The sequence below is a fragment of the Sphingobium sp. BYY-5 genome (genome assembly GCF_022758885.1).
GTDB lineage: Bacteria > Pseudomonadota > Alphaproteobacteria > Sphingomonadales > Sphingomonadaceae > Sphingobium.
In genome coordinates, this window is the sequence record NZ_JALEBH010000002.1 from 356,777 (window position 1) to 378,551 (window position 21,775).

Annotated in this window: 15 protein-coding genes; 5 read left to right on the forward strand and 10 right to left on the reverse strand. The window is 61.4% G+C overall.

Annotated features, from left to right (window positions below; genetic code table 11):
* Positions 1-285: 285 nt before the first annotated feature.
* The 4 genes from MOK15_RS17765 to MOK15_RS17780 all read right to left on the reverse strand — a co-directional run bounded on the left by MOK15_RS17765 (position 286) and on the right by MOK15_RS17780 (position 7,253).
* Positions 286-1,872: an amidohydrolase gene (locus MOK15_RS17765; RefSeq protein ID WP_242933052.1), complete on the reverse strand. Its 1,587-nt coding sequence runs from the start codon at positions 1,870-1,872 to the stop codon at positions 286-288.
* A 17-nt stretch (positions 1,873-1,889) separates the two neighbouring features.
* Complete coding sequence (locus MOK15_RS17770; RefSeq protein WP_242933053.1) at positions 1,890-3,473, reverse strand: amidohydrolase; 1,584 nt, start codon at positions 3,471-3,473, stop codon at positions 1,890-1,892.
* Positions 3,474-3,497: 24 nt separating this feature from the next.
* Complete coding sequence (locus tag MOK15_RS17775; RefSeq protein WP_242933776.1) at positions 3,498-6,299, reverse strand: TonB-dependent receptor; 2,802 nt, start codon at positions 6,297-6,299, stop codon at positions 3,498-3,500.
* Between the two features lie 459 nt (positions 6,300-6,758).
* The gene (locus tag MOK15_RS17780) at positions 6,759-7,253 is read right to left on the reverse strand and encodes an Lrp/AsnC family transcriptional regulator (RefSeq protein ID WP_242933054.1); all 495 of its coding nucleotides are present in this window, start codon (positions 7,251-7,253) and stop codon (positions 6,759-6,761) included.
* Between the two features lie 131 nt (positions 7,254-7,384).
* Between MOK15_RS17780 and MOK15_RS17785 the strand changes: the two genes are divergently transcribed.
* Both MOK15_RS17785 and MOK15_RS17790 read left to right on the forward strand, forming a co-directional pair.
* Positions 7,385-9,820: a zinc-dependent metalloprotease gene (locus MOK15_RS17785; protein ID WP_242933055.1), complete on the forward strand. Its 2,436-nt coding sequence runs from the start codon at positions 7,385-7,387 to the stop codon at positions 9,818-9,820.
* 123 nt (positions 9,821-9,943) lie between these two features.
* The gene (locus MOK15_RS17790) at positions 9,944-10,255 is read left to right on the forward strand and encodes a hypothetical protein (RefSeq protein WP_242933056.1); all 312 of its coding nucleotides are present in this window, start codon (positions 9,944-9,946) and stop codon (positions 10,253-10,255) included.
* Between the two features lie 45 nt (positions 10,256-10,300).
* On the opposite strand, the gene kduI is transcribed toward MOK15_RS17790, so the two are convergent.
* The 4 genes from kduI to MOK15_RS17810 all read right to left on the reverse strand — a co-directional run bounded on the left by kduI (position 10,301) and on the right by MOK15_RS17810 (position 16,074).
* Entirely contained in the window at positions 10,301-11,137 is an 837-nt protein-coding gene (kduI, locus tag MOK15_RS17795; RefSeq protein ID WP_242933057.1) for a 5-dehydro-4-deoxy-D-glucuronate isomerase, read from the reverse strand.
* Positions 11,138-11,154: 17 nt separating this feature from the next.
* Positions 11,155-12,300: a glycoside hydrolase family 88 protein gene (locus MOK15_RS17800; protein WP_242933058.1), complete on the reverse strand. Its 1,146-nt coding sequence runs from the start codon at positions 12,298-12,300 to the stop codon at positions 11,155-11,157.
* A 90-nt stretch (positions 12,301-12,390) separates the two neighbouring features.
* Positions 12,391-15,261, reverse strand: a complete 2,871-nt coding sequence (locus tag MOK15_RS17805) for a TonB-dependent receptor (protein WP_242933059.1) — start codon at positions 15,259-15,261, stop codon at positions 12,391-12,393.
* An 87-nt stretch (positions 15,262-15,348) separates the two neighbouring features.
* Entirely contained in the window at positions 15,349-16,074 is a 726-nt protein-coding gene (locus tag MOK15_RS17810; RefSeq protein WP_242933060.1) for a FadR/GntR family transcriptional regulator, read from the reverse strand.
* Positions 16,075-16,241: 167 nt separating this feature from the next.
* On the opposite strand from MOK15_RS17810, the gene MOK15_RS17815 reads away from it, so the two are divergent.
* The gene (locus tag MOK15_RS17815; protein ID WP_347567232.1) at positions 16,242-17,132 is read left to right on the forward strand and encodes a DUF4861 family protein; all 891 of its coding nucleotides are present in this window, start codon (positions 16,242-16,244) and stop codon (positions 17,130-17,132) included.
* Between the two features lie 11 nt (positions 17,133-17,143).
* Positions 17,144-18,412 (forward strand): DUF2264 domain-containing protein, encoded by a 1,269-nt coding sequence (locus tag MOK15_RS17820; RefSeq protein ID WP_242933061.1) that lies wholly within the window; start codon positions 17,144-17,146, stop codon positions 18,410-18,412.
* 17 nt (positions 18,413-18,429) lie between these two features.
* On the opposite strand, the gene MOK15_RS17825 is transcribed toward MOK15_RS17820, so the two are convergent.
* Positions 18,430-19,611 (reverse strand): MFS transporter, encoded by a 1,182-nt coding sequence (locus tag MOK15_RS17825; protein ID WP_242933062.1) that lies wholly within the window; start codon positions 19,609-19,611, stop codon positions 18,430-18,432.
* A gap of 152 nt (positions 19,612-19,763) precedes the next feature.
* Between MOK15_RS17825 and MOK15_RS17830 the strand changes: the two genes are divergently transcribed.
* Complete coding sequence (locus MOK15_RS17830) at positions 19,764-20,678, forward strand: LysR family transcriptional regulator (protein ID WP_242933063.1); 915 nt, start codon at positions 19,764-19,766, stop codon at positions 20,676-20,678.
* Positions 20,679-20,731: 53 nt separating this feature from the next.
* Here MOK15_RS17830 and MOK15_RS17835 read toward each other — a convergent pair whose 3' ends face one another.
* Positions 20,732-21,481 (reverse strand): SDR family NAD(P)-dependent oxidoreductase, encoded by a 750-nt coding sequence (locus MOK15_RS17835; protein WP_242933064.1) that lies wholly within the window; start codon positions 21,479-21,481, stop codon positions 20,732-20,734.
* Between the last annotated feature and the right edge of the window lie 294 nt (positions 21,482-21,775).

The following is a 21,775-nucleotide window of genomic DNA, read 5'->3' on the forward strand; positions in this document are numbered from 1 at the left end:
GCGATAATGCGACCAATTCGCAAATTTGGGGAGCGTAACAGGCATGAGCGACGATCGGGACCATTGGCGAAGCGGATCGCGATCGCGATCGCCGGGAACACCTAGCCCAGATCGACATTCATAGTTTTAGGCATTTCCCAAACCGTCATTCCGGACTTGATCCGGCATCCAGGGCCACAAAAGGCGTCGCCTGCGACTCTGGATGCCGGATCAAGTCCGGCATGACGTTGAAAATGAGGCTGAGGCTTCTGCTTTAATCTGAATGTCGATCGGTCCTAGCCCTGATTAGTTGCCATAGTGGATGCCCAACTGGTCAAGATAGGTGCCATATCTGGCCGGATCATAATAATATTTCTCCATCTCCGGCCGCAGTTGCTTCATGATATTCTCATTGCGATGGATGGCCGGCTGATCGTCCGGCGCCAGAACCGGATCATATTTCTGCGTCTTGAGCTGCACGTCGTTGAAATAGGCCTTGGCGCTGGCCAGCAATTTCGGATCGGTCATCAGGTCGATCACCGTCATCGCGACCGCCTTGGCCCCTGCAACCGTCCCCTTGTGCGCGATCGGCGTCGCCATCGCCATGGCGGCGGTGGCATGGTGGAAGATGATATTCGGGATATTGGCCGGATAGCCGATAGTGATGGTCGGCACGTTCCACATCACGTCGCCAATATCGTCGGAAGCCCCGAAACCGCCGCCCGCGCCGCGCGTCTCAGGCGTCGACAGCGGCGTGACATTGGTGGCGAGAGGTTGCAGCTTCAGATGATTATTCTCCTGCACCGCTTTGGCGAAGGCCTGGTCCGCGGCCGACCAGGTCGGCATACCCACGGCCTTGATATTGGCATAGGCGGCTTCGGCCATCGGCTTGTTGCCGAAATTGGGCGCGGCATAACCCAATATGGTGCGCTTGACGCTGGTGCCGGTCGCCTGCGCCGCCGCTTCCGCAACGCTGGTCCCGGTTTCGTAGAGCGCGCGGACCGACGCGAAATCCTTGTCGCGGAAATAATACCAGACCGACGCCTTGTCAGGCACCACATTGGGCTGGCCGCCACCATTGGTGATGACGTCATGCGACCGCTGGCTGAGCGGCAGATGTTCACGCCGGAAATTCCAGGCCACATCCATGAACTCAACCGCGTCGAGCGCGCTGCGCCCTTCCCATGGCATGGCGGCCGAATGGGCGGTCTTGCCGCTGAACGCATATTCGACCGACACCATGCCGTTGAGGCCGAGGTCGCCATAAGCCGTGCCGAAGCCGGTATTCACATGGCCGAATATGCAGGCGTCGACATCCTTGAACAGGCCCGCGCGCACATAGAAGGCCTTGGTCGCGAGCAGTTCCTCCGCGACGCCGGGCCAGAGCATCAGCCGCCCCTTGATCCCGTTGTCCTGCATCACCTTCTTGGCCGCGAGCGCCGCCGCGATCATCATCGGCATACCCGAATTATGCCCTTCGCCATGGCCCGGCGCACCGGCGATGATCGGCTTGACGGTCGCAACCCCTGGCATCTGCGATACGCCCAGCAGATCGTCTATGTCGCTGCCCAGCGCGATCAGCGGGCCACCTTCCCCCCAGGTCGCGGTGAAGGCGGTAGGGATGCCTGCGACCCCGCGGGTCACGATAAAGCCATTATCCTCCAATATCTTCGCCAGATATTCCGACGTGCGGACTTCCTGGAAACCCGGCTCGGCAAAGCTGAACACCTGGTCGACCATGACCTGGATCTGCTTGGCCTGCGCCTCGACCCCGGCGGCGACCTGCGCCTTCATCGCTTTGGACGAGGCCGCCTGCGCGGGAATGGAAAGCGCCGTTGTGGCCAAGGCGAGAGCAAGAGCGATGGTGCGACCTAAAGGCTGTTTCCTCTTCATAACCGTCTGGTTCCCGATCATTGCGGCGTCAGGGTTGGATATTTGACGCCCAACTGGTCGAGATAGGTGTCATATTTGGCCGGATCATAATAATATTTCTCCATTCCCGGCCTCAGCAATTGCATCGTCTTTTCGTTGAGCCAGATGGCGGGCTTGTCCTGCGCGGTGATGACCGGGGCGTAGCTGTCGGTCTTGAGCTGGACGTCCTTGAAATAGGTCTTGGCGTCGGCCACCAGCTTAGGCGTGGTCATGAGGTCGAGCACAGTCATCGCCAACGCCTTCGCGCCCGCCACAGCGCCCTTGTGCGCGATCGGCGTCGCCATCGCGATGGCGGAGGTGACATTGTGGCCGATCATGTTGGGGATGTTCGACGGGAAGCGGATGGTGATAGTCGGCACCGTCCACATGATATCGCCGATATCGTCCGAACCGCCCCCCATCGATGGTTTGCGATTTTCCGGCGTGGACAGATCGCCGATTTCGGTGCGCAGCGGCTCCACCTTGCGCTGGTTGGTTTCCTGCACCACCTTGGCGAAAGCCTGATCGTCGGCCGACCATTTGGGCATCCCCACGGCCTTGATATTGGCATAGGCGGCTTCGGCCATCGGCTTGTTGCCGAAATTGGGCGCGGCATAGCCCAGTATCTGGTGCGTCACCGTGGTCCCGCTGGCCTTGGCCGCCGCTTCTGAGATGGTGTTGCCCAGTTCGTAGAGTTCCCGGATCGACTTGAAATCACGCTCGCGGAAATAATACCAGACCGACGCCTTGTCCGGCACGACATTGGGCTGGCCGCCGCCATTGGTGATGACATAATGCGACCGCTGCGTCAGCGGCAGATGTTCGCGCCGGAAGTTCCAGGCGACATCCATCAACTCCACCCCATCGAGCGCGCTGCGCCCTTCCCATGGCATACCGGCCGAATGGGCGGTCTTGCCGTGGAATGTATATTCCACCGACACCATGCCGTTATTGCCCATCTCGCCATAGCCGGTGTTGAAGTCGTTGCTGACATGGGTGAAGATGCAGGCGTCGACATCCTTGAACAGGCCGTCGCGCACATAATAGGCCTTGGTGCCCAGCAATTCCTCCGCAACGCCGGGCCACAGCATCAGTCGGCCGGGTATCTTGTTCTTTTCCATCACCTGCTTGACCGCGATGGCGGCGGCGATCACCAGCGGCATACCGGCATTATGCCCCTCGCCATGGCCCGGCGCGCCTTCCACCAGCGGCTTGATATTGGGGATGCCGGGAATCTGCGACACGCCCAGCACGTCGTCAATATCGCTGCCCAGCGCGATCAGCGGCCCGCCGCTGCCCCATGTCGCGGTGAAGGCAGTGGGGATGCCCGCCACGCCGCGCGTCACGGTGAAGCCGTTATCCTCCAATATCTTCGTCAGATATTCGGATGTCTTCACCTCCTGAAAGCCAGGCTCGGCATAGCTGAACACCTGGTCCACCATCACCTGTACCTGCTTGGCCTGCGCATCGACGGCGGCGGCGGCGGCGGTCTTCATCGCCTTGGGCGCGGCGGCCTGGGCCATGGGCGTGAGCAGCGTGCTGGCGAGCGCCAGGCTGGCGACGATTGTCTTCATGCGTGTCATGGAATGTCTACCTTCTGGCGGGTGTTAGAACTGGAAACGGGCGGAGATGCGGAAGACGCGGCCGATCACGTCATAACGGCCACGGCTGGTCTGGGCATAGGCCGGGACATTGTTGCCGTCAGGACCGTTGCCGATCAGCACCGGATCCTTGTTGAAGACATTATTGACGATGAAGCTGAGCTTGCCGTTGCCGCCATAGGCCTTGAACTTCACGCCGATCGACGCATCGACATACATGGCGCCGTTGATATGATTGTCGTTGATGGTGCGATATTGCGTCGTCGACGCCGGGCAGGCGCTGGTGCATTCGATATAGTCGTTGCCGTAAACGCCGTCGCTGAAACCGCGTGCGACAAGGTTCAGCGTGAAGGGATCCACCTCGTAGAAGGCGCTGACACGATAGACCCAACTGGGCGCGCTGTAGGTGCCGGACAGCGATCCCCCGTTCACGCCCGCATAGTCGATCGGAAAGCTGGAGGGAATGCCGTTATCGATGACATTCTTGATATAATGGGTTAACGTGCCATGCAGGCTGAAAGTACCCGGAATCTTATCTGAAATATTGGATAGCGGCAGGCGATAGCTCGCCTCTATATCGAACCCCTCGGTCGTCTGCTTTGCGAAATTGATCGGTTGAAGGACGATACTCGTCAGCGTGTTTCCGCTGAAGATGATATTGTTACAATAGGATGTGGCACCTTGATCGTAGCATAGGTCAACCGTGTCCTGCGCCGTTACATTGCCGATCGCCTTGTCGATCTTGATCGAATAATAGTCGAAGGATGCGGTAAAGCCCGGCAGGAAGCGGGGCGTCAGGACGGTGCCCACGGTCCAACTGTCGGCGACCTCCGGCCGAAGATTGGGGTTGCCGACCTGGTTCTGCACAAATTGCAGGGAGCCGGTCGTAGGGGCGTTCGCGCCAGTCGGAATGATGACCGTGTTGGTACGCGCCGTACCAGCCGCGAACAGTTCCTGCAGATTGGGCGCGCGGATATCGTGGCTGATATTGCCGCGCAGGCGGATGTCGGGAATGGGCTCGAACGTCGCGCCCAGCTTCCACGTCTGGACCGATCCGGATGTCGAATAGTCGGTGAAGCGGCCCGCGGCATTGAGGTTCAGACCCTTTACCACCGGCAGATCGACTTCGACGAACCCTTCCTTCACATTATATTCGCCACGATTGACCAGGAAATTGCCGTAGAGCCAGCCGCTATTAAACTGCGGATCGACCGACCCGTTAATCTGTTCCTTGCGCCATTCCACGCCGAAGGCGATGGCCACGGAACCGCCCGGCAGGGCGAACAATTCGCCGCTGGCGCTGATGGCGGCAACGTCCTGCTTGATCGTCTGTTCGCGCTGGGGCTGTTCGTCACCATAGATATAGGCCAGCGCATCAGCGGACGGCCCCATGGTGCCGAGGCGATTGATCGGCACGCAGCCATTGGTCGGATCGGTCAAGGTGGAGCGGCAGACGATGCTGCCGTTGGGCGCGAACACCGCATCCTGCGCCAGCGTCATGCGGGCGTTGTTCCAGGTGTTGGTCAGTTCCTCATGCGCCTTGGTGACGCCATGCTGATAATAGCCGTTCCATTCCCATTTGCGGTCGAACAGCTCGAACCGTCCTTCCGCGCCGCCGACGAAGCGATAGACTTCGCGCTTGATGTCGCTGCCGGGCACCGGGAAACCGGCATTGCTGGTGCCCATGGTGAAGGACGCCAGGCCCTGCGTCGCCATCTGCGCCGCGACCTGCGGATAATAGGTCTGGAGATAGGCATTGTCCGCGCGAATGCTGACGCCGGTGCTGGGGGTTTGCTGATAATAGCTGCGGCTAGTCGACCGATTATAGGAGAATTGGCCGAAGAGCGTGATGTCGGGCGTGATGTCGAACGCAGTGCGGTTGAAGAAACTGAGGCGTTCGTCGCGCGGGATCAGCGAGTTGGTGCCGACATGCCCCGCCAGCGTCACGTCGGTGTCGCCGCCGACCATCCAGGGGCTGAGCACCGTGCCATAGGTCAACTGCCCCGTCTGACCCGCGCCCAGGAAATAGGTGCCGCGCAGCGGTCCCGATCCGATAAGGCCCCCCGCCGTGTAACCCGACGGTCCGAAACCCGATCCGACCAATCGCTGCGGCTGGCCATTGGTGCCGTTATAGGCGGGGTTGTTAATCATGAAATAGCCGCTGTCGTTCCAGTCGCGGTCAATCGTATCGACGCCATTCTGCTTGAAATATTCGCCGTTGAACAACATGTGCAACCGGTCATCGAGCAGCGACAGGCCGGCGCTGGCCGTCAGCGTGGCGTTGCGCCCGTCGCCATAAGTACTGATGCCCTGGTCCAGCCCGATCCGAAAACCCTTATATCCCTTGTCGAGGACGAAGTTGACGACGCCGCCCACCGCGTCCGATCCATAGGCGGCCGATGCGCCGCCGGTCACGACCTCCACCCGTTCCACCAGATCCTGCGGGATGGTGTTGATGTCGACCACGCCGCCCACGGTCGAGGCGACCGAACGCTGCCCGTCGATCAGGACGAGGGTACGACCCACGCCCAGCCCGCGCAGACCGATCGAATTGATGCCGGCGCCGGCGTTCGACAGGCCGCCCGAAGAAGTGCCCGACGTGCCGCTTCCGGCGATCGCCGGAAGCTGGTTGACGAAGTCGGAGATATTGGCAGGTGCCTGGGCGGTAATGTCCGCCTTGCTCATGACCGTCACGGGCGTGGGCGCATTGTATCCGTCGCGGACGATGCGCGAGCCTGTGACCACGATCTGGGCGGGCGGGGCATCATCCTGCGGCGTGACCTCCTGCGCCAGCACCGGCGTCACCATGGCCGCCACGATCAGCGCGGCGGTGGTTTTCAGCAGGGATCGGCCCAACCGGCGGCGACGGTCGAAATTGTCACCCGTCATCATATGCATCATTGTCTATCCCCTGTTAGCGCGTCCAGTCGGGCCTTTCATTCTCCTCCGGCCACGCATCAGGAGCCGCGCCCGTATGGACGCGCGTTCGCCAGGGGTTGGCGGTGTTGCGATTGTCGACTTGTCCCCCGGACATAACCCTGTTTATGGCCCCGGCTTTCCGGGCACCTGCGCTGACCCTGATCCCGGCTGGCCCTTTGTCCCTCCTGCGGGCCTGCCGGAGACAAGGTGATGGTACACAAGAGCGGTTAGCGCTTCCCGCGAAATTCGGCACGGAACCTGGCTAATATTGATCGATTCCTGCGCATAAATCCTGATCCATGCCATATTGCTGCGCACTTGCCCGCGATTGCTTTGCCGATTCGTTCGTCAGCGCAACCCTTCGAACAGGGCGGGTGGGACGGTCCGCTGCGTGACCGGCTGCATCACGAAGCTGCTGCGGATCTTGGCGACATGCGGCAGGGTCGAAAGTTCCTTGCGATAGACGCGGTCATAATCGTCGAAGGAACGGACATGGACCGTCATCATGAAGTCGGTGTCGCCGGAGACGAAGCTGCAATAGCTCATCGACGGGCATTTCACGACGGCCTCCTCGAACTCGGTCAACACCTGCTCGGTCTGCGCCACCAGTTCAATCGAGACATGGACGACAATGCCGAAGCCCAGCCGGACCAGATCAGGACTGGCGGCATAGCGCGGCACCATGCCCCTCTCTTCCAATATCTTTCGACGCCGGGCGGCTGCGGTGCTGGACAGATGCACACGTTCGCCCAGCGCAACGTCGGAAATGCGGCCATCCTCCACAATCTCGCGCAACAGACGCAGATCTGTGCGATCCAGTTCATGATCGTGGGATTCCGTCACGAAATGCCTCCATCCAGTTGGAAAACATCAATTTTGATGCCAAGTTCTTTTGAATATGCCGACATGCCCAACGGATCGCATGATATGATCCGCCATCGGCCGTGATGCGATCGGCATGAAAAGGGGGATTTATGGCGCTTTCACCACGGGCTGTGGGCATGGTTTCGGCGTGGGCGATCGCCCTGGCGGCAGGCGGCACATTGCCCATCGCGGCGCTGGCGGAGCCTGTAACGATCGCCAATAGCGCCGACGGCGCCCTTTTGCCGGTGAAAGCGGACGTAACGGATGGCCGCATCCTTTTGACCCTGCCCGCGCCCGATGCTCAGGGCGTGTCCGGTCGCTTCCTCTACACGCCCTCGATCAAGACCGGCCTTGGTTCCGCACCGATCCGCATCGATCGCGGTATGCAGGGCGAAACGCAGCTTCTGGCCTTTCGCCGTTTGGGCAAGAAGGTTGCCATCACCTACGAAAACCCCCGCTATCGCGCCACCGGGGACGCCGATGTGCAAAGAAGCGCCACGAACAGCTTCCCCTTCAGCACGGTCGCGATGGTCGATATCGTTGCACCGGCGGCGAGCGGCGGCCTTGTCATCGACATCGCCCCCTTCCTCACCAGCGATACGATGAAACTGGCCGATGCGCTCAACAGCAATGGCAAGGGGTTCAAACTGGCCGAGAAGCTGAGCGCCGCCGACCCGGCATCGGTCAGGGTCTTTCCCGACAATATCGAGATGGAGGCGATCCAGACCTTCGCGTCCGATACGCCAGGCCAGGAGGTCGACACGATCGCGCCAGATGGCCGGCAGGTCAGCTTCACCGTGCATCATTCGCTGGTCCGTCTGCCCGCGCCGGGTTTCCGCCCGCGCAAATTCGACATCCGGTCCGGCAGCCACGCGACCCAGGCCTATGATTTCGGCAGCAAGCTGGGCGATCCGGTGATGGTCCAGTTCGCCAACCACTTCCGCCTCGACAAGCTCGATCCCGCCGCGCCGCGATCGCGCGTGAAGAAGCCGATCATCTTCTATATCGACAATAGCGCGCCCGAACCGATCCGCACCGCGCTCACCGAAGGTGTCGCCTGGTGGAACCAGGCTTTTGACGCTGCCGGCTATATCGACGCCTTCCAGGCCAGGATACTGCCGCCGGGCGTCGATCCGCAGGACGTGCGGTACAATGTCGTCAACTGGACCAACCGCCAGACCCGTAGCTGGTCTTATGGCGGCGGTGTGATCGATCCGCGCACGGGGGAGATCATCAAGGGCAATGTCGTGCTGGGGTCGCTGCGGCTGCGGCAGGACATCATCCTTTATGAAGGGCTGGTCGGCACCGCCCAGAATGACAGCGGCGGCCCCAACGACGCCGTTCGCGTCGCACTGGCGCGCATTCGCCAGCTTGGTGCGCACGAAGTCGGTCATGCCATCGGCTTCGTCCATAATTTCCAGGCGAGCCTGGACGATCGCGCGTCGGTGATGGACTATCCCGGACCACTGGTGAAGATCGTCGATGGCAAGCTGGACCTGTCCGACGCCTATGCCGTGGGGATCGGGAAATGGGACAAATATACGGTCGACTGGCTCTATGGCCAACCCGCGCCCGGCGTCGATGCCGACGCGGAGGCTGCGCGCAAGGCTGATGCGATCGAGGCGGCGGGGCTGCATTATTCGACCGACATCGACGGACGCGCCTCCGACCTGGCCGTGCCGGGCACGAATATGTGGACCGAGGGCGCCGACACGCCGGAGGATCTGGCGCATGTGATGGCGGTGCGCCGGATCGCGCTCGCCAATTTCGGACCTGGAGTCCTGCGCGCGGGCGAGCCGCTGTCCGACCTGCGGCGCAAATTCGTGCCGGTCTGGCTGTTCCACCGCTATGCGGTGGCGGCGATCGGCAAGATATTGGGTGGCGTCAACTATCGCTATGCCGTCGTCGGTGGGGCTTCCCCCACTCCTACCGTCGTGAATACCGCAGAGCAGCGCGCCGCGCTCAATGCGCTGATCGGCACATTGTCCGCAGATGTGCTGACCGTCTCCCCCCAATTGACGATGATGCTGTCTTCGGGCCTCAACGGCCGGTCCGACCCGCAATATGAGAGTGAGATATTCGACACAGCAGGGGCATCGGCGTTCGATCCGCTGGTCGCGGCCGATGTAGCGGCTCAGGTGACGCTGGAAAGCCTGCTCGCCCCATCGCGCCTGACCCGCATCCACATCCAGCATGGCAATGACCCGGCGCAACTGGGGTTGGGCGAATTGCTCGACCGGTTGCAGAGCGGGGTGATCGACCGGCGTGGATCGGCCGTCGAGCGCCGCATCGCCCATCGCGCCATCCTGACGATCGCCAGGACGCGCCAGTCGCCCGACACGTCGATCGACGTCGTAGCTGTCCTCGACGGGCGTCTGCGCCGCATCGCCGACCAGTTCGCCCAGGCCAAGGGCGATAGCGAGGATGCAAGCTGGCAGCGCAGCATGGCCGCGCTGCTACGCGACGATGCACGATTGATGAAGGAGATCGGCAAGACCAGCCGGCCCGAACCCGCAATCCCGCCGGGTATGCCGATCGGGGGTTGATTCTCGACCGCTTTCGGGATGGGGCAAGGGCTTGAAAAATGCGCATTTTGGCGCATGATGCGCGTCATCATTCGCTGCCCGTGTCAGAAGAGAATATCCATGCGATTTATGCCGGTAACTATCATGGCGAGCCTGGCGCTTGCATCCTGCGGCAGTCCTGAAACCGCCGAAAAAGCCGGTGCCAAGAATGAGGCCAATGCGAGCGGCGTCGATTATGCCGCTGCGGTCGCCGCCCTGCCACCGGGCCAGCGCAACGGCGTCTTCTTTCGCGCGGTGCGGGACGCGGGCCTGCCCTGTCAGAAAATCGTTTCGGCCGAGCTTTTGAAAACCAAGGTCAGCAATGGCGAATGGAAGGTCCAGTGCGACAATGGCGATGCGCACCTGATCTCCATCGCGCATGATGGACAGGCGATCGTCACCAGCCGGTCGGACTGAGCCGTTCGACTTCGGCCGCCAGTGATCTGCGACGCATCCTGGGCCTTATTTCAACTGGCAAATGTCGAGGACATCCATGTCCTCATAGTCGAGATTTTCGCCGGCCATGGCCCAGATGAAACTGTAGTTCCTCGTCCCTGCCCCCATATGCACCGACCAGGGCGGCGAAATGACGACATCCTCATTCTCCATCACGATATGGCGTAGCACATCTGGCTGTCCCATATAATGGAATATCCGATCATCATCCTCCAGGTCGAAATAGAGATAGATTTCGGAGCGGCGTTCATGGACATGGGGCGGCATGGTGTTCCAGACGCTGCCCGGTTCCAGGCGCGTCAGGCCCATGCAGAGCGAAGCGCTTTGACAAGTATGCGGCAGGATCAACTGGTAGATGGTGCGTTCGTTCGACGTCTCGATGCTGCCCCGCTGCATCCTGTTGGCGTCGGCGAGACCCATTTTGCGTAGCGGGAAGGCTGCGTGCGCCGGCACGCTGAGCAGATAGAAGCGCGCACCCTCTCCCGCGAAGGAGACATCCCTCGATCCCATCGGCACATAGAGCGCTTCATATTTGGCAAGCGAAACGGATTCTCCATCCACTATCACCTGCCCCTCGCCCACACCGATGTTGATGACACCCAGTTCGCGCCGTTCCAGCAGAGGATGCCCGGCGGCGCTTTCAGGTTCGGTCTGCAGCGGCAATGCAAGCGGCGTCGAACCCGGCACCGCACCACCGATGATGAACCGTTCTCCATGCGAGTAGGTCAGCACAATCTCACCCGACCGAAACAGGCCCGACACCAGATGACGATGGCGCAGCGCATCATTGCTGGCACCGTCCATCATGTCGGGATGCGCGGCATAATAGATTTTCTCGAACACCAACTCTTCTCCGTCTGTCAGCGGGGCTGGTCGTCGAGAGCCGCGACGGCCGTGGCGGCGAGCAGGAAAGCGCCAACGCCGAAATATTGCGTGTCGTTGGCGGCGACCTTGTCGGGTCGGTCGCCCACCTGCTGGACCCAGCCTAACCGACCATCAGGCTGGATCGCCTTTTGCAGCGCGGCCCACCCCTTGCGCACCACCGGCTCATACTCCGCGCGCGGCAGCAGGCCAGCCTTGATGCCCCAGGCAAGGCCATAGGTGTAGAAGGCCGTGCCGCTGGTTTCCGGCGGCGCATTTTCCGGCGCCAGCAGCGAGGGCGCCCAATAGCCGTCGGACTTCTGCAACGCCTTGATCTTGACCGCCATGTCCTTGAACAGCGCTTCCATCCGCGTGCGGTCGGAACTGCCGCTGTCGAGCAGCGGGATCACCCGCGCCATGCCACCGAAGACCCAGCCATTGCCCCGGCTCCAGAACTGCTTGCGCCTCTTGTCGTCGCGCCGTTCGAAAAACCGGCTGTCACGATAATAAAGATGTTCGGCCGGATCATAGAGAAAGTCGGTGGTGGCCCAGAATTCCTTCATCGCGAAGGTCAGGTAGCGATTGTCCCCCGTCTGCCGCGACAGTTCGACAAAGGCGGGCGGCGCCATGAACAGCGCGTCGCACCAGCACCAGCGCGTCAGGCACTCCGTCGCGCCATAGCCCTCTGGCGGGATAGCAAAGGCCAGCGTCGTCACCGCCGGCTTGTCGACCACCGTGTCGAACGCCGCTCTGGTCGGACCCAGCGCCTGTGTGCCCGCACCATGGCTCGCCGCCCAGATATAGGCCTGGGCGATCGCCTGATCGTCCGCAAAATAAACCTTGTCGCCCGGCCGCCAGCCATTGCTCCGTCCCATGGCGAGGATGGCGTCCTTGATCCGCGGCGGCGCACCGGCATCGGCGAGCGCGGTCATGCCCACCCAGAAAACCGCCTGCTCCCAGCCACGCGTCTTGCGCGTCTCGTCGGTCGCGCTGGGGATATGCGACAGGTCGTCAAGGCGGGCGAGTTGCCAGTCCGCAAGCTTGACCGCCGCCTCAATGGGCGCCCTGGACGGCTGGGCGGCCTGAACCGGGGCAGAAACGGTAGCGCAGACCAGTGCGACGGAAGCGAAGGGACGGAAAGTCACGATAGACGCGCTCCTGGCGTTGAGAGAGGGAGTATCTTGAACCAAAAATAGGCGTCCGACCGTGCAGCAGCCGGACGCCCAAGGGGAGAGCTAGAATTTACCACGAATGCCGAAAGACAGGGTTCGGCCATTGAAGAAGCTGTTGTCGCGCCGCGACTTGCCATTGCCCTTCGGACCGTCCGGATCCTCATAATAGATATAGCTGTTGACGTTGGTGATGTTCAGAGCATCCACGCGCAACTCTATCATATCGTTGATCTTGTAGCTCATGGTAGCATCCAGGAATCCTTGAGAGGAATTATAAGGAATCTGGTCGTTGCCATTGTTGATATTGGTGATACCGCTGCGCGCACGATAATTATAGGAACCGCGCAGGGCGAACGGCCCTTTCTCATAATAGCCGGTCAGGCTGTAGGATGTCTTGGGCACCAGCGCGACCGAGACGCTGGTTCCATCGCTGGTCACGAAATCATTGCCCTCCGTGAAGACCTTCGTGAAGCTGGCGATCGCGCCCAGTCCGTCAAAAGGCGCGGGCAGGAAATTGAAGGATTGCTGATAGGCAAATTCCAGCCCCTTCAGCTTGATCGTCCCCTGGTTGATATAGCTGGTCCGACGCAGCAGGAAATCGTCGGGGATGTTTCCATCCGGATAACCCAGCGCGATGGCGTTGAACGCGCTGTCGGGCAGGCCTGTCGATCCCAGCGTCACCAAATCGGTGATGGGGGTCGCCGTGCCCTTCAGTTTCTTATAGAAGCCGCCGACGCTCAGCAGGCCACCCTGGTTGAAATACCATTCCAGGCTGCCGTCGAACTGGGTCGCAACCTGCGGTCGCAGGTTCGGGTTGCCGACAGTGATGTCGCCGTTGAACACATTGGGAACCAATGTGCCCGAAGCGATATTCGCCAGCGCGGCGCGGGTGATGGTCTTGCCGCCCGAAGCGCGCGCCACCAGCTTGGGTGTAATATCGAACGCCAGGCTGGCCGATGGCAGCCAGTTATCATAGCCGCCCTTGCGGTTTTGCGGCGTGAAATTGCCGCCGCCGGCGCTGATATAATTGTCGATGATCGTCTTCGTGTCGGAATAGCGCAGACCGATATTGCCGCGCAGTTCATGTCCGCCAATATCCGCCTTGGCATTGAGTTCGATCCAGGCCGACGTTACATGCTCTTCCGCCGTGAAGGCAGAGTTGAGGCGCACCGGCGCCGCAGCATTGGCGCCGTTGGCATCGAGATATTTCATGACGAACGAACGTGGAAAAGTTGCAAATTGCGAAGGAAATCCAGCATTTCCGCCATTTTCCAGCGCCCCATATTGGACATAGGGGTTCATGTAGGAATAAACGTCGATCCCCGCGAGCTTGGCTGCCCCAATACTGCTGCCATCCTGTAGTGAGATGCTCTTGGTCGTTTCCACCCGGCTGCCGCCGGCCAGTGCAGACCATTCGACCCCGCCCCATTCGCCACCATCCCAATCCAACTGGATGCGTCCCGTTTTCTGCTTGTCGATCTCGCGGTTAAGCGCAAAGCCAAGTGCGGGATCGGCATAGACGCGCGGATTGGTCGCATCGACCGGCGTGGTGATCGTCGGATAGGTGACGTTGCCGGTCGGATCGAAGGTCGCCTCAACCGCATAGAGGTTCGATACGATCCGGTTAGCGGTATAGCGCGCATTGCTCTTGCTGGCGTTGAGCTGGGCAGACAGCTTCAAACTGTCAGTCAGGTCATAAACACCCCGGATGATGCCATAGGTGAATTTGGTCCGCGCATTGCGGAAGAAATTCTCGTTGATGAAGCTGGCATTGGCGAAGGTGCCATATAGATTATTATATTGGTCAATCGATACATTGACCGGAACCAGCCCTGAATTGGTGCCACGCCCCGGCAGGGATGTCGTCCCCGGCACGGTGCGTGAATTGCGCACCGCGACGCCGTAGGTAAACTCGTCGGCCTGATCCTTGAGGTCGGCATAAATACCGTCCACGCTGATCTCCAGCCTATCGCTCTTATATTGGAGCGATCCCACCATGCCGAGCCGTTCACGCTCATTATTGGACGAAAAGACGCGGAAGAAGCGCGGCAGATAGGCGTTCGCCACCTGATCCTGGGCCAGGCTGCCCAGATTGGCGCGCGGATCGTTGAAATCCAGTGCGAAATTGAACGGACCCGTCGTGTTCGGCGCAGGCGCCGGCGTGGCATAGGCCTGCGAAGCCAGAGCGGAACTATTATAGCCGCCAGTCGACTGGAAACCGGACCGTTCATTGATGCTGCGCGCATAGGCGATGCCGAAGAGCGCACCGAAGTTGCCCCAGGTGTCGCTCAGCATGAGCGAACCGCGGGGCGTCCATTCCTTAGACTGGGTGTTGTAATTGGCGGAACCGGCATAGCGGATGACCCGGCCCTGGCTGTCGAACGGACGCGGCGTCTGCAGGTCGATATTACCGCCAATGCCGCCCTCCTCCAGGTTCGCTAGCGGTGATTTGTAGATGTCGACCCGGCCGAACAGTTCGGACGGGAAAACGTCGAAATTGAAGTCACGGGTCGATGTTCCGACATTCTGCGACGATGTGGTACGGACGGGTGCGCCATTGATGGTCGTCACCGAATATTGCGATCCAAGGCCACGGATACTGATACGCTGGCCTTCATTGCTGGCGCCGTCGCGGCTCAGGAAAACGCCGGGGATACGCTGAAGCGATTCCGCCACATTCTGTTCAGGAAATTTGCCGATATCCTCAGCCACGATGGAATCGCGCACGCCCACAGCCTCGCGCTTCAGGTCGATGCCTTTTTGCAGGCTGCTGCGAAAGCCGGTGACGACAATATCGGCGGCGCTTGCCTCTTGCGGAGCGGTCGCCTGCGGCTGACCGTCGGCCCCACCGGTTTGAGCCAATACGGGCGCACAGGCCGCCGCGATCGCCATCGCGCTCACACCAACTGCGGCAGTTTGAACCCACCTTTTCATACATCCTCCCTCCATGCACGATTTGTGTCACGTAAAGAGAGTTATCATATAACTTTTCGAGACTGTCAATTGTCTGACTTTTCGGGGTCAACCAGGCATATCCGCCTCTGCTATGGCTTCGCTCAGCTCGGAATGGCGATGCAAACTCTCCAGCATATGGGCGCGCGCTGCCCCGCGCGCTTTCTCGATGTCCATCCGGATGATGGCGTCCAGCACCGCTTCATGTTCGTCCCGCACCTTGTCCGCATAGGCATGGTGCGCGTCATCGGACTGGTCACGCAGATAGAGGCTGCGCGGCGGCACCAGGCGGACACCGAGGAAATCGATGAAGCGCGCGAAATAATCATTCCGCGTCGCCCGCGCGATCGCCAGGTGGAATTGACTGTCCGCTACCGCAGAGGCAGCCGGATCATCGCTAACGTCCCGCATCTGCCGCAGGGCCGCGCGCATTGCGCCAATATCCTCCTGCGTACGGCGGGCCGCCGCCAGTCCGGCCATCTCCGTCTCGATCGCCAGACGCATTTCCAGCAGCTTGATGACGTCGGACAGCTCGGACAATTCTTCCCGCGTGACCTGAAACGCACGATAACGCGCATTTTCCGATACATAGACACCCGATCCCTGACGCGCCACGGCGAAGCCCTGCGCCTCCAGCCGCGCCACAGCCTCTCGCACGACGGTACGGCTCACCTCCTCCTCTTCGGCGATATCCTTTTGCGAAGGCAATTTTGACCCGGCCGGAATGTCGCCCGAAACGATACGCGCTTCGAGCTTGGAGTAGAGAATGTCCGCGAGGGAGACGGCTTTGGCCATGAAGGGAGACTTTCGTGAATCCGACAGAAACGACATTGCTGCCATGCGAATCTAACGCAAGCCCTTGGCAAACGACAGATGCTAATTTATCATCTTATCATATAAATATTGGGGATGCCTTTATGGGTTGGCTTCTGCATAAAACTGCATCGCGTTGCGGAATTGGTTTGATCGCCCTCCTCGCCGCGGCAAGTGCGCCGGCCCAGCCGCCCATGCCGGTGGACAAGCCCCTTCCCCCTCCACCGAGCAAGACCGCAGCGGCCGTCGCGCTGGTCGCCCCCTATCGCTATAACGACCTGCTCTGGGAGAATGACAAGACCGCCCATCGCATCTACGGCCATGCGCTGGAAGCGGCCGAGCCGCCATCGGGTTCAGGCATCGATAGCTGGGGCAAGAATGTCGCCTGGCCCTTCGCCGACCGGCAACTGCGATCAGGCGACCAGCATGGTTATCATGGCGAGGGGCTGGACTTCTACAATGTCGGCACCGGGCGCGGCGCTGGAGGCCTGGGCATCTGGCAGGACAACAAGCTCTGGACTTCACGCAACTATATCCGGTTCCACATCCTGCGATCGGGCGGCAAGGCGGCGGATTTCACTGTCGATTACGCGCCCTGGCCGGTGGATACCAGTCGCAAGGTTTGGGAATCGCGGCGCTTTACCCTGCCGCTCGGCACCCATTTCACCCGAATGATATCGACGCTGCAATCCGACAGTCCGGCGGCGCTGACCGTGGGCGTGGGCATCGGCAAGCGCACAACCGGATCACGCGACGGCGAGGTGACGGTCGATCGCGCTAAGGGCCTCATCAGTTGGTGGGGGCCGGAGGACGGCGATCATGGCCGCATGGCCATCGCCATCCGCGTCGATCCCGCCCGCATCATCGAGATACGGCAGGATTTCGACAATCATCTGATCCTGCTTATCGTCAAGCCGGGCGAACCCTTCGTCTATTATTCGGGCAGCGCCTGGAACCATGGGAAAGGGGGCTTCACCACGCGCGCCGCCTGGGACGCCTATGCCGCCCAACCCCTCGATTTCAGCCTGCCCAAGGAGTGACAATGCCAATCATGATGGATCGCCGCGCGATGCTGGCCGCCGCCGGGAGCAGCGCCTTGACGACCGCCCTGCCCGCCCTCGCGCAAGGACAATCTACGGCATCGGCCCCAGCCACCGGCCCGGACGACCGGCGCTATATGCTCGACCTGCTCGAACGCATGGCCACGCCCATCCTGTCCCGCATGGCGCAGGGACGCCTGCAACAACAATGGACACCCGAACTCAGCCCGACCTGGGACGGGCGCAATCCCAAGGTCGCCTATCTGGAGGCGTTCGGTCGGTTGATCGACGGCATCGCCCCATGGCTGGCGCTGGCCGATGACAACGGCCCGGAAGGACGGCTGCGCGCGCAATTGCGCACCCAGGCACTGCAAAGCTACGTCCATAGCGTCGATCCGCGCAGTCCCGACTATCTGCTGTGGAGCAGCGAGGGCCAGGCGCTGGTCGATTCCGCCTATTTCACCAGCGCCCTGCTGCGCGCGCCGCAAGCTCTGTGGGAACCACTGGATCGCAAGACCAAGGATCGCATCATCGCCGAGATACAGGGGCTTCGCCGCGTATCTCCGCCCTATACCAACTGGCTGCTGTTCGCGGCGATGAACGAAGCTTTCCTGCTGTCGGTCGGCGCACAATGGGACCCGGTGCGCATCGATCTTGCCATTCGCAAATTCGGCGAATGGTATGTCGGCGACGGCTGGTATGCCGATGGCGTCCATTTCCATTTCGACCTGTACAACAGCTATGTCATCCACCCGATGCTGACGCAGATATTGGAGGTTCTGGTCCGCACCGATGCCCGTTTCAACAGCCTGGGCGCCAAGGACCGGTTGCCGGTGCAGATCAAGCGGATGCAGCGTTTCGGTGAGGCACTGGAGCGGATGATCGGGCCGGACGGCGCCTTTCCGCCGGTCGGCCGATCGCTGACCTATCGGACGGCGGTGCATCAGCCGCTCGCCTATCTCGCCTGGCGCAAGCTGCTCCACGACAAGCTCCCCGAAGGACAGGTGCGCGCCGCCACCCTGGCGACGCAGCGACGCATCTTTGCCGATCCCAGCAATTTCAACGCGGATGGGTTCCTGACCATCGGCTTCGCCCGGCATCAACCGTCGCTGGGTGACATCTATTCCAACGCCGGCAGCATGTATATCACGGCCGAAAGCCTGCTGGCGCTTGGCCTGCCCGCCAGCGACAGCTACTGGACTGCGCCCGCCCAGCCCTGGACGATGCGCAAGGCTTATGACGGGCAGGATTTTCCCAAGGATTATTATGTCGACTTCTGATCGCGGAGGGAGACAGGTCAGACCGTGTCTCCGCACAGCGACGCATTGACGGCGGCGGTCTTGGACGGGCGAGCGAGGAAGATCGCCCCAAGGCCAAGCGCCGCCATCACTGCCCCTGCCAGCGCCACCGCCGGCAAGCCCAGACCCATTGCAATCACGCCACCCCCGATCGCCGCGCCAATCGCATTGCCCAGGTTGAACGCACCGATATTCATTGCGGAAGCCAGGTTCGGCGCGTCTGCCGCCGCTGTCATGATCCGCACCTGCAACGGCGGCACCAGCGCGAAACTCGCAACGCCCCACAGGAAGACCAGCACCGCCGTCGGACCGGCATAGGGCATCAACAGCGCGAACAGGAACAGGATGATCGTCAGCGATGCCAAGGTGACGATCAACGTCCTATCCACCGATCGATCAGCGAACTTCCCGCCCAGCCAGTTACCGACGGTCAGGCCGACACCATAGGTGACGAGCATAGCCGTCACAAAGCCGATCGAGGCATGGGTCTGCTCACGCAGGATCGGGGTGATGTAGGTGAAGACGGTGAACATGGCGCTGGCGCCCACCACGGTCAGGCCCAGCGCAGCAAGCACCGGCCCGCGCATCAACACACGCAGTTCAGATCGGGCATCGCCGTCAGCAGGCGCCGCCATCTTCGGCAGGGTCAGTCGCAACGCCGCCATGGTCACAAGGCCAAGGCCGGCTATGCCCCAGAAAGCAGCCCGCCAGCCGATCTGTTCGCCCGCCCAGGTGGCGAGCGGAACGCCCACTACATTGGCGATGGTCAAACCCATGAACATCGCCGCCACCGCCCCCGCCTGCCGCTGCGGCGGCACCAGCCCGGCCGCGACGATGGAACCAACGCCGAAGAAAGCGCCATGATTGAGCGAGGTGACGATCCGTGCGAACAGCAACATCCCGTAGCCGTCGGAAAGGGCGGCGATCAGATTGCCGAGCGTGAATATGCCAGCCAGACCGATCAGCAATGTGCGGCGCGGTATCCGACCGGTAGTCAAGGTCATCAGCGGCGCGCCCAGCATCACGCCGATCGCATAGGCGCTGATAAGCAGGCCTGCCGCCGGGATCGACACATTCAGGTCGCGGGCGATGACCGGCAGCAGGCCCATAGGTGCAAATTCGGTAACGCCGATGCCAAAGGCTCCGGCGGCGAGCGCCAGAAGGGGGGGATTGATCTTCATCTTGCGTCTCCAACCCATGCCAGCAACAGGTTCGAACGGGCGAAAAACTGCCGATATTCCATGTCACATCCCTTTCCGATTGATATGTGTGCGCATAGATGGAAAGCGCCTTCAAGTTGGAGTAGCGCCGATTGACGCGAAGGATTTTTGATATGGATGCAAAAATACCACTTCACGCAGATCGCGCCCGCGCGCTGGAAATATTCACTTCAGTCGCAGCCGAAGGCAGTTTCTCGGCCGCCGGACGCCAGTTCGGCTTGACCCCCTCTGCCGTCAGCCGGACGGTCGATCGCATCGAAGCGCGGCTGGGCGTGCGCCTGCTGCTGCGCACGACCCGCGCGCTCACCCTAACCGCTGAGGGCCAAGCCTATCTCGCCACGGCACGCCGCATCCTCGCCGATCTCGATGACGCGGAACAAGCGATCGCCGACCAGGGCGCACCACGCGGACGGTTGCGCGTCAACGCGGCGCACGCGCACGGGCGGCTGCGCATCATCCCCCTGCTGGGCGATTTCGTGCGCCTCTATCCCCACATCCTGGTGGACATCAGCCTCAGCGACCGGATCGTCGACGTGGCGGGCGGTCAGGCCGATGTTGCGATCCGGTTCGGTCCGCTCGCCGATAGTCCGTTGACGGCGCGCAAATTAGGCGAAAATCGGCGCGTTATCGTCGCTTCGCCTGACTATCTCACCCGGCATGGCACCCCCCGAACGCCGGAGGATCTGCACGACCATGTTTGCCTGAATTTCAACTTCCGCCGCGCCGAACCGGTCTGGCCGTTCCACAAGGACGGGCGCGATTATGCGCTGAGCGTCAAGGGAAGCATCGAGGCCAATAATGGCGAGACGCTGGGGCAATTGGCGGCCGATGGAGTGGGCATCGCGCGCGTGGGACGGTTCAGCGTCGAGGCCGAACTGGCGTCCGGACAGCTCGTCGCCCTGTTGGAAGACTATAACCCTGGCGACATAGAAACCGTCCATGCCGTCTTCGTCGGCGGTTCCAACATGCCCGCCAGGGTACGTGTCTTCGTGGATTTCCTGACCCAGAGGTTGGGCAGTTCGCTGTGAGGCCCGCAAGCAAATGCTCAGGATGATCCGAGGGTCATCAAAAACGCTTGCGCCTATCCGTCACGCGCAACCTGAAAACCGGCAAAAGACTGGCTGACCGGCATCAGTTCGATACGGTTGAAGTTGAGGTGGGGCGGCTGTTCCGCAACCCAAAGCAGCGTCTGCGCGATGTCCTGCGCCGTCATGGGGTTGGCATTGCCATAAAGCGCATCCGATGCGGCCTGGTTGCCGGTGCGTACCAGCGTGAATTCGGTTTCCACCATGCCCGGCTCGATCGAGGTGACGCGCACGCCCGTTCCGAGCAGGTCGGACCGCAAGCCCAACGAGAATTGCTTCACAAATGCCTTGGTGCCGCCATAGACGTTGCCACCCAAATAGGGATAGGTCGCGGCAACCGAACTCAGGTTGATGATCGCCCCCTTGCGCGCGACTAGCCCCGGCAGCAATTTATGGGTGATCGCCACCAGCCCGCCGATGTTGGTCTCGATCATCTGCTGCCATTGGGCAAGATCGGCCTGCTGCGCGGGCGCCGTGCCAAGCGCCAGGCCTGCATTGTTGACGAGCAGGTCGACGCCCCGGAAACCCTCCGGCAACGACGCCAGCGCGGCGTCGATCGCCGCATCATCGCGCATGTCGAAGGCCAGCGCCCGCATCTGCGGCCCGATCTCGGCGGCCAGCGCCTCCAGCCGGTCGGCCCGGCGACCGGTGCCGATCACCTGCCATCCCGCCGCGGCAAAGGCGCGCACGGCCGCCTCTCCAATCCCCGCAGTGGCTCCGGTGATGAACGCCGTCCTGTTCGTCATGCTATCTCCTGTTCCAAATCACTGCCCACTGCGAGCGGCACGCATATGGTCCCATAAAAGGCTTCAATCGAAGCGGGAAACAATATCGGCGAGCCTAGATTCGCGTAATTCTAATTTGGCAAGACCAATTCATTTTTCGGATTGATTTGTCCGACAAGGCGTGTCACCCACAGGCATCGAATCCCAAATAGGGGTTTGTGGGGTTACATGCTGGGAGCAGGTGGGGACGCTCCGGGTCCGACGAGAGGGGCAAAGCTCTGAAGGACACCAGCCTCAGCGAACAGGGTGGAGAGG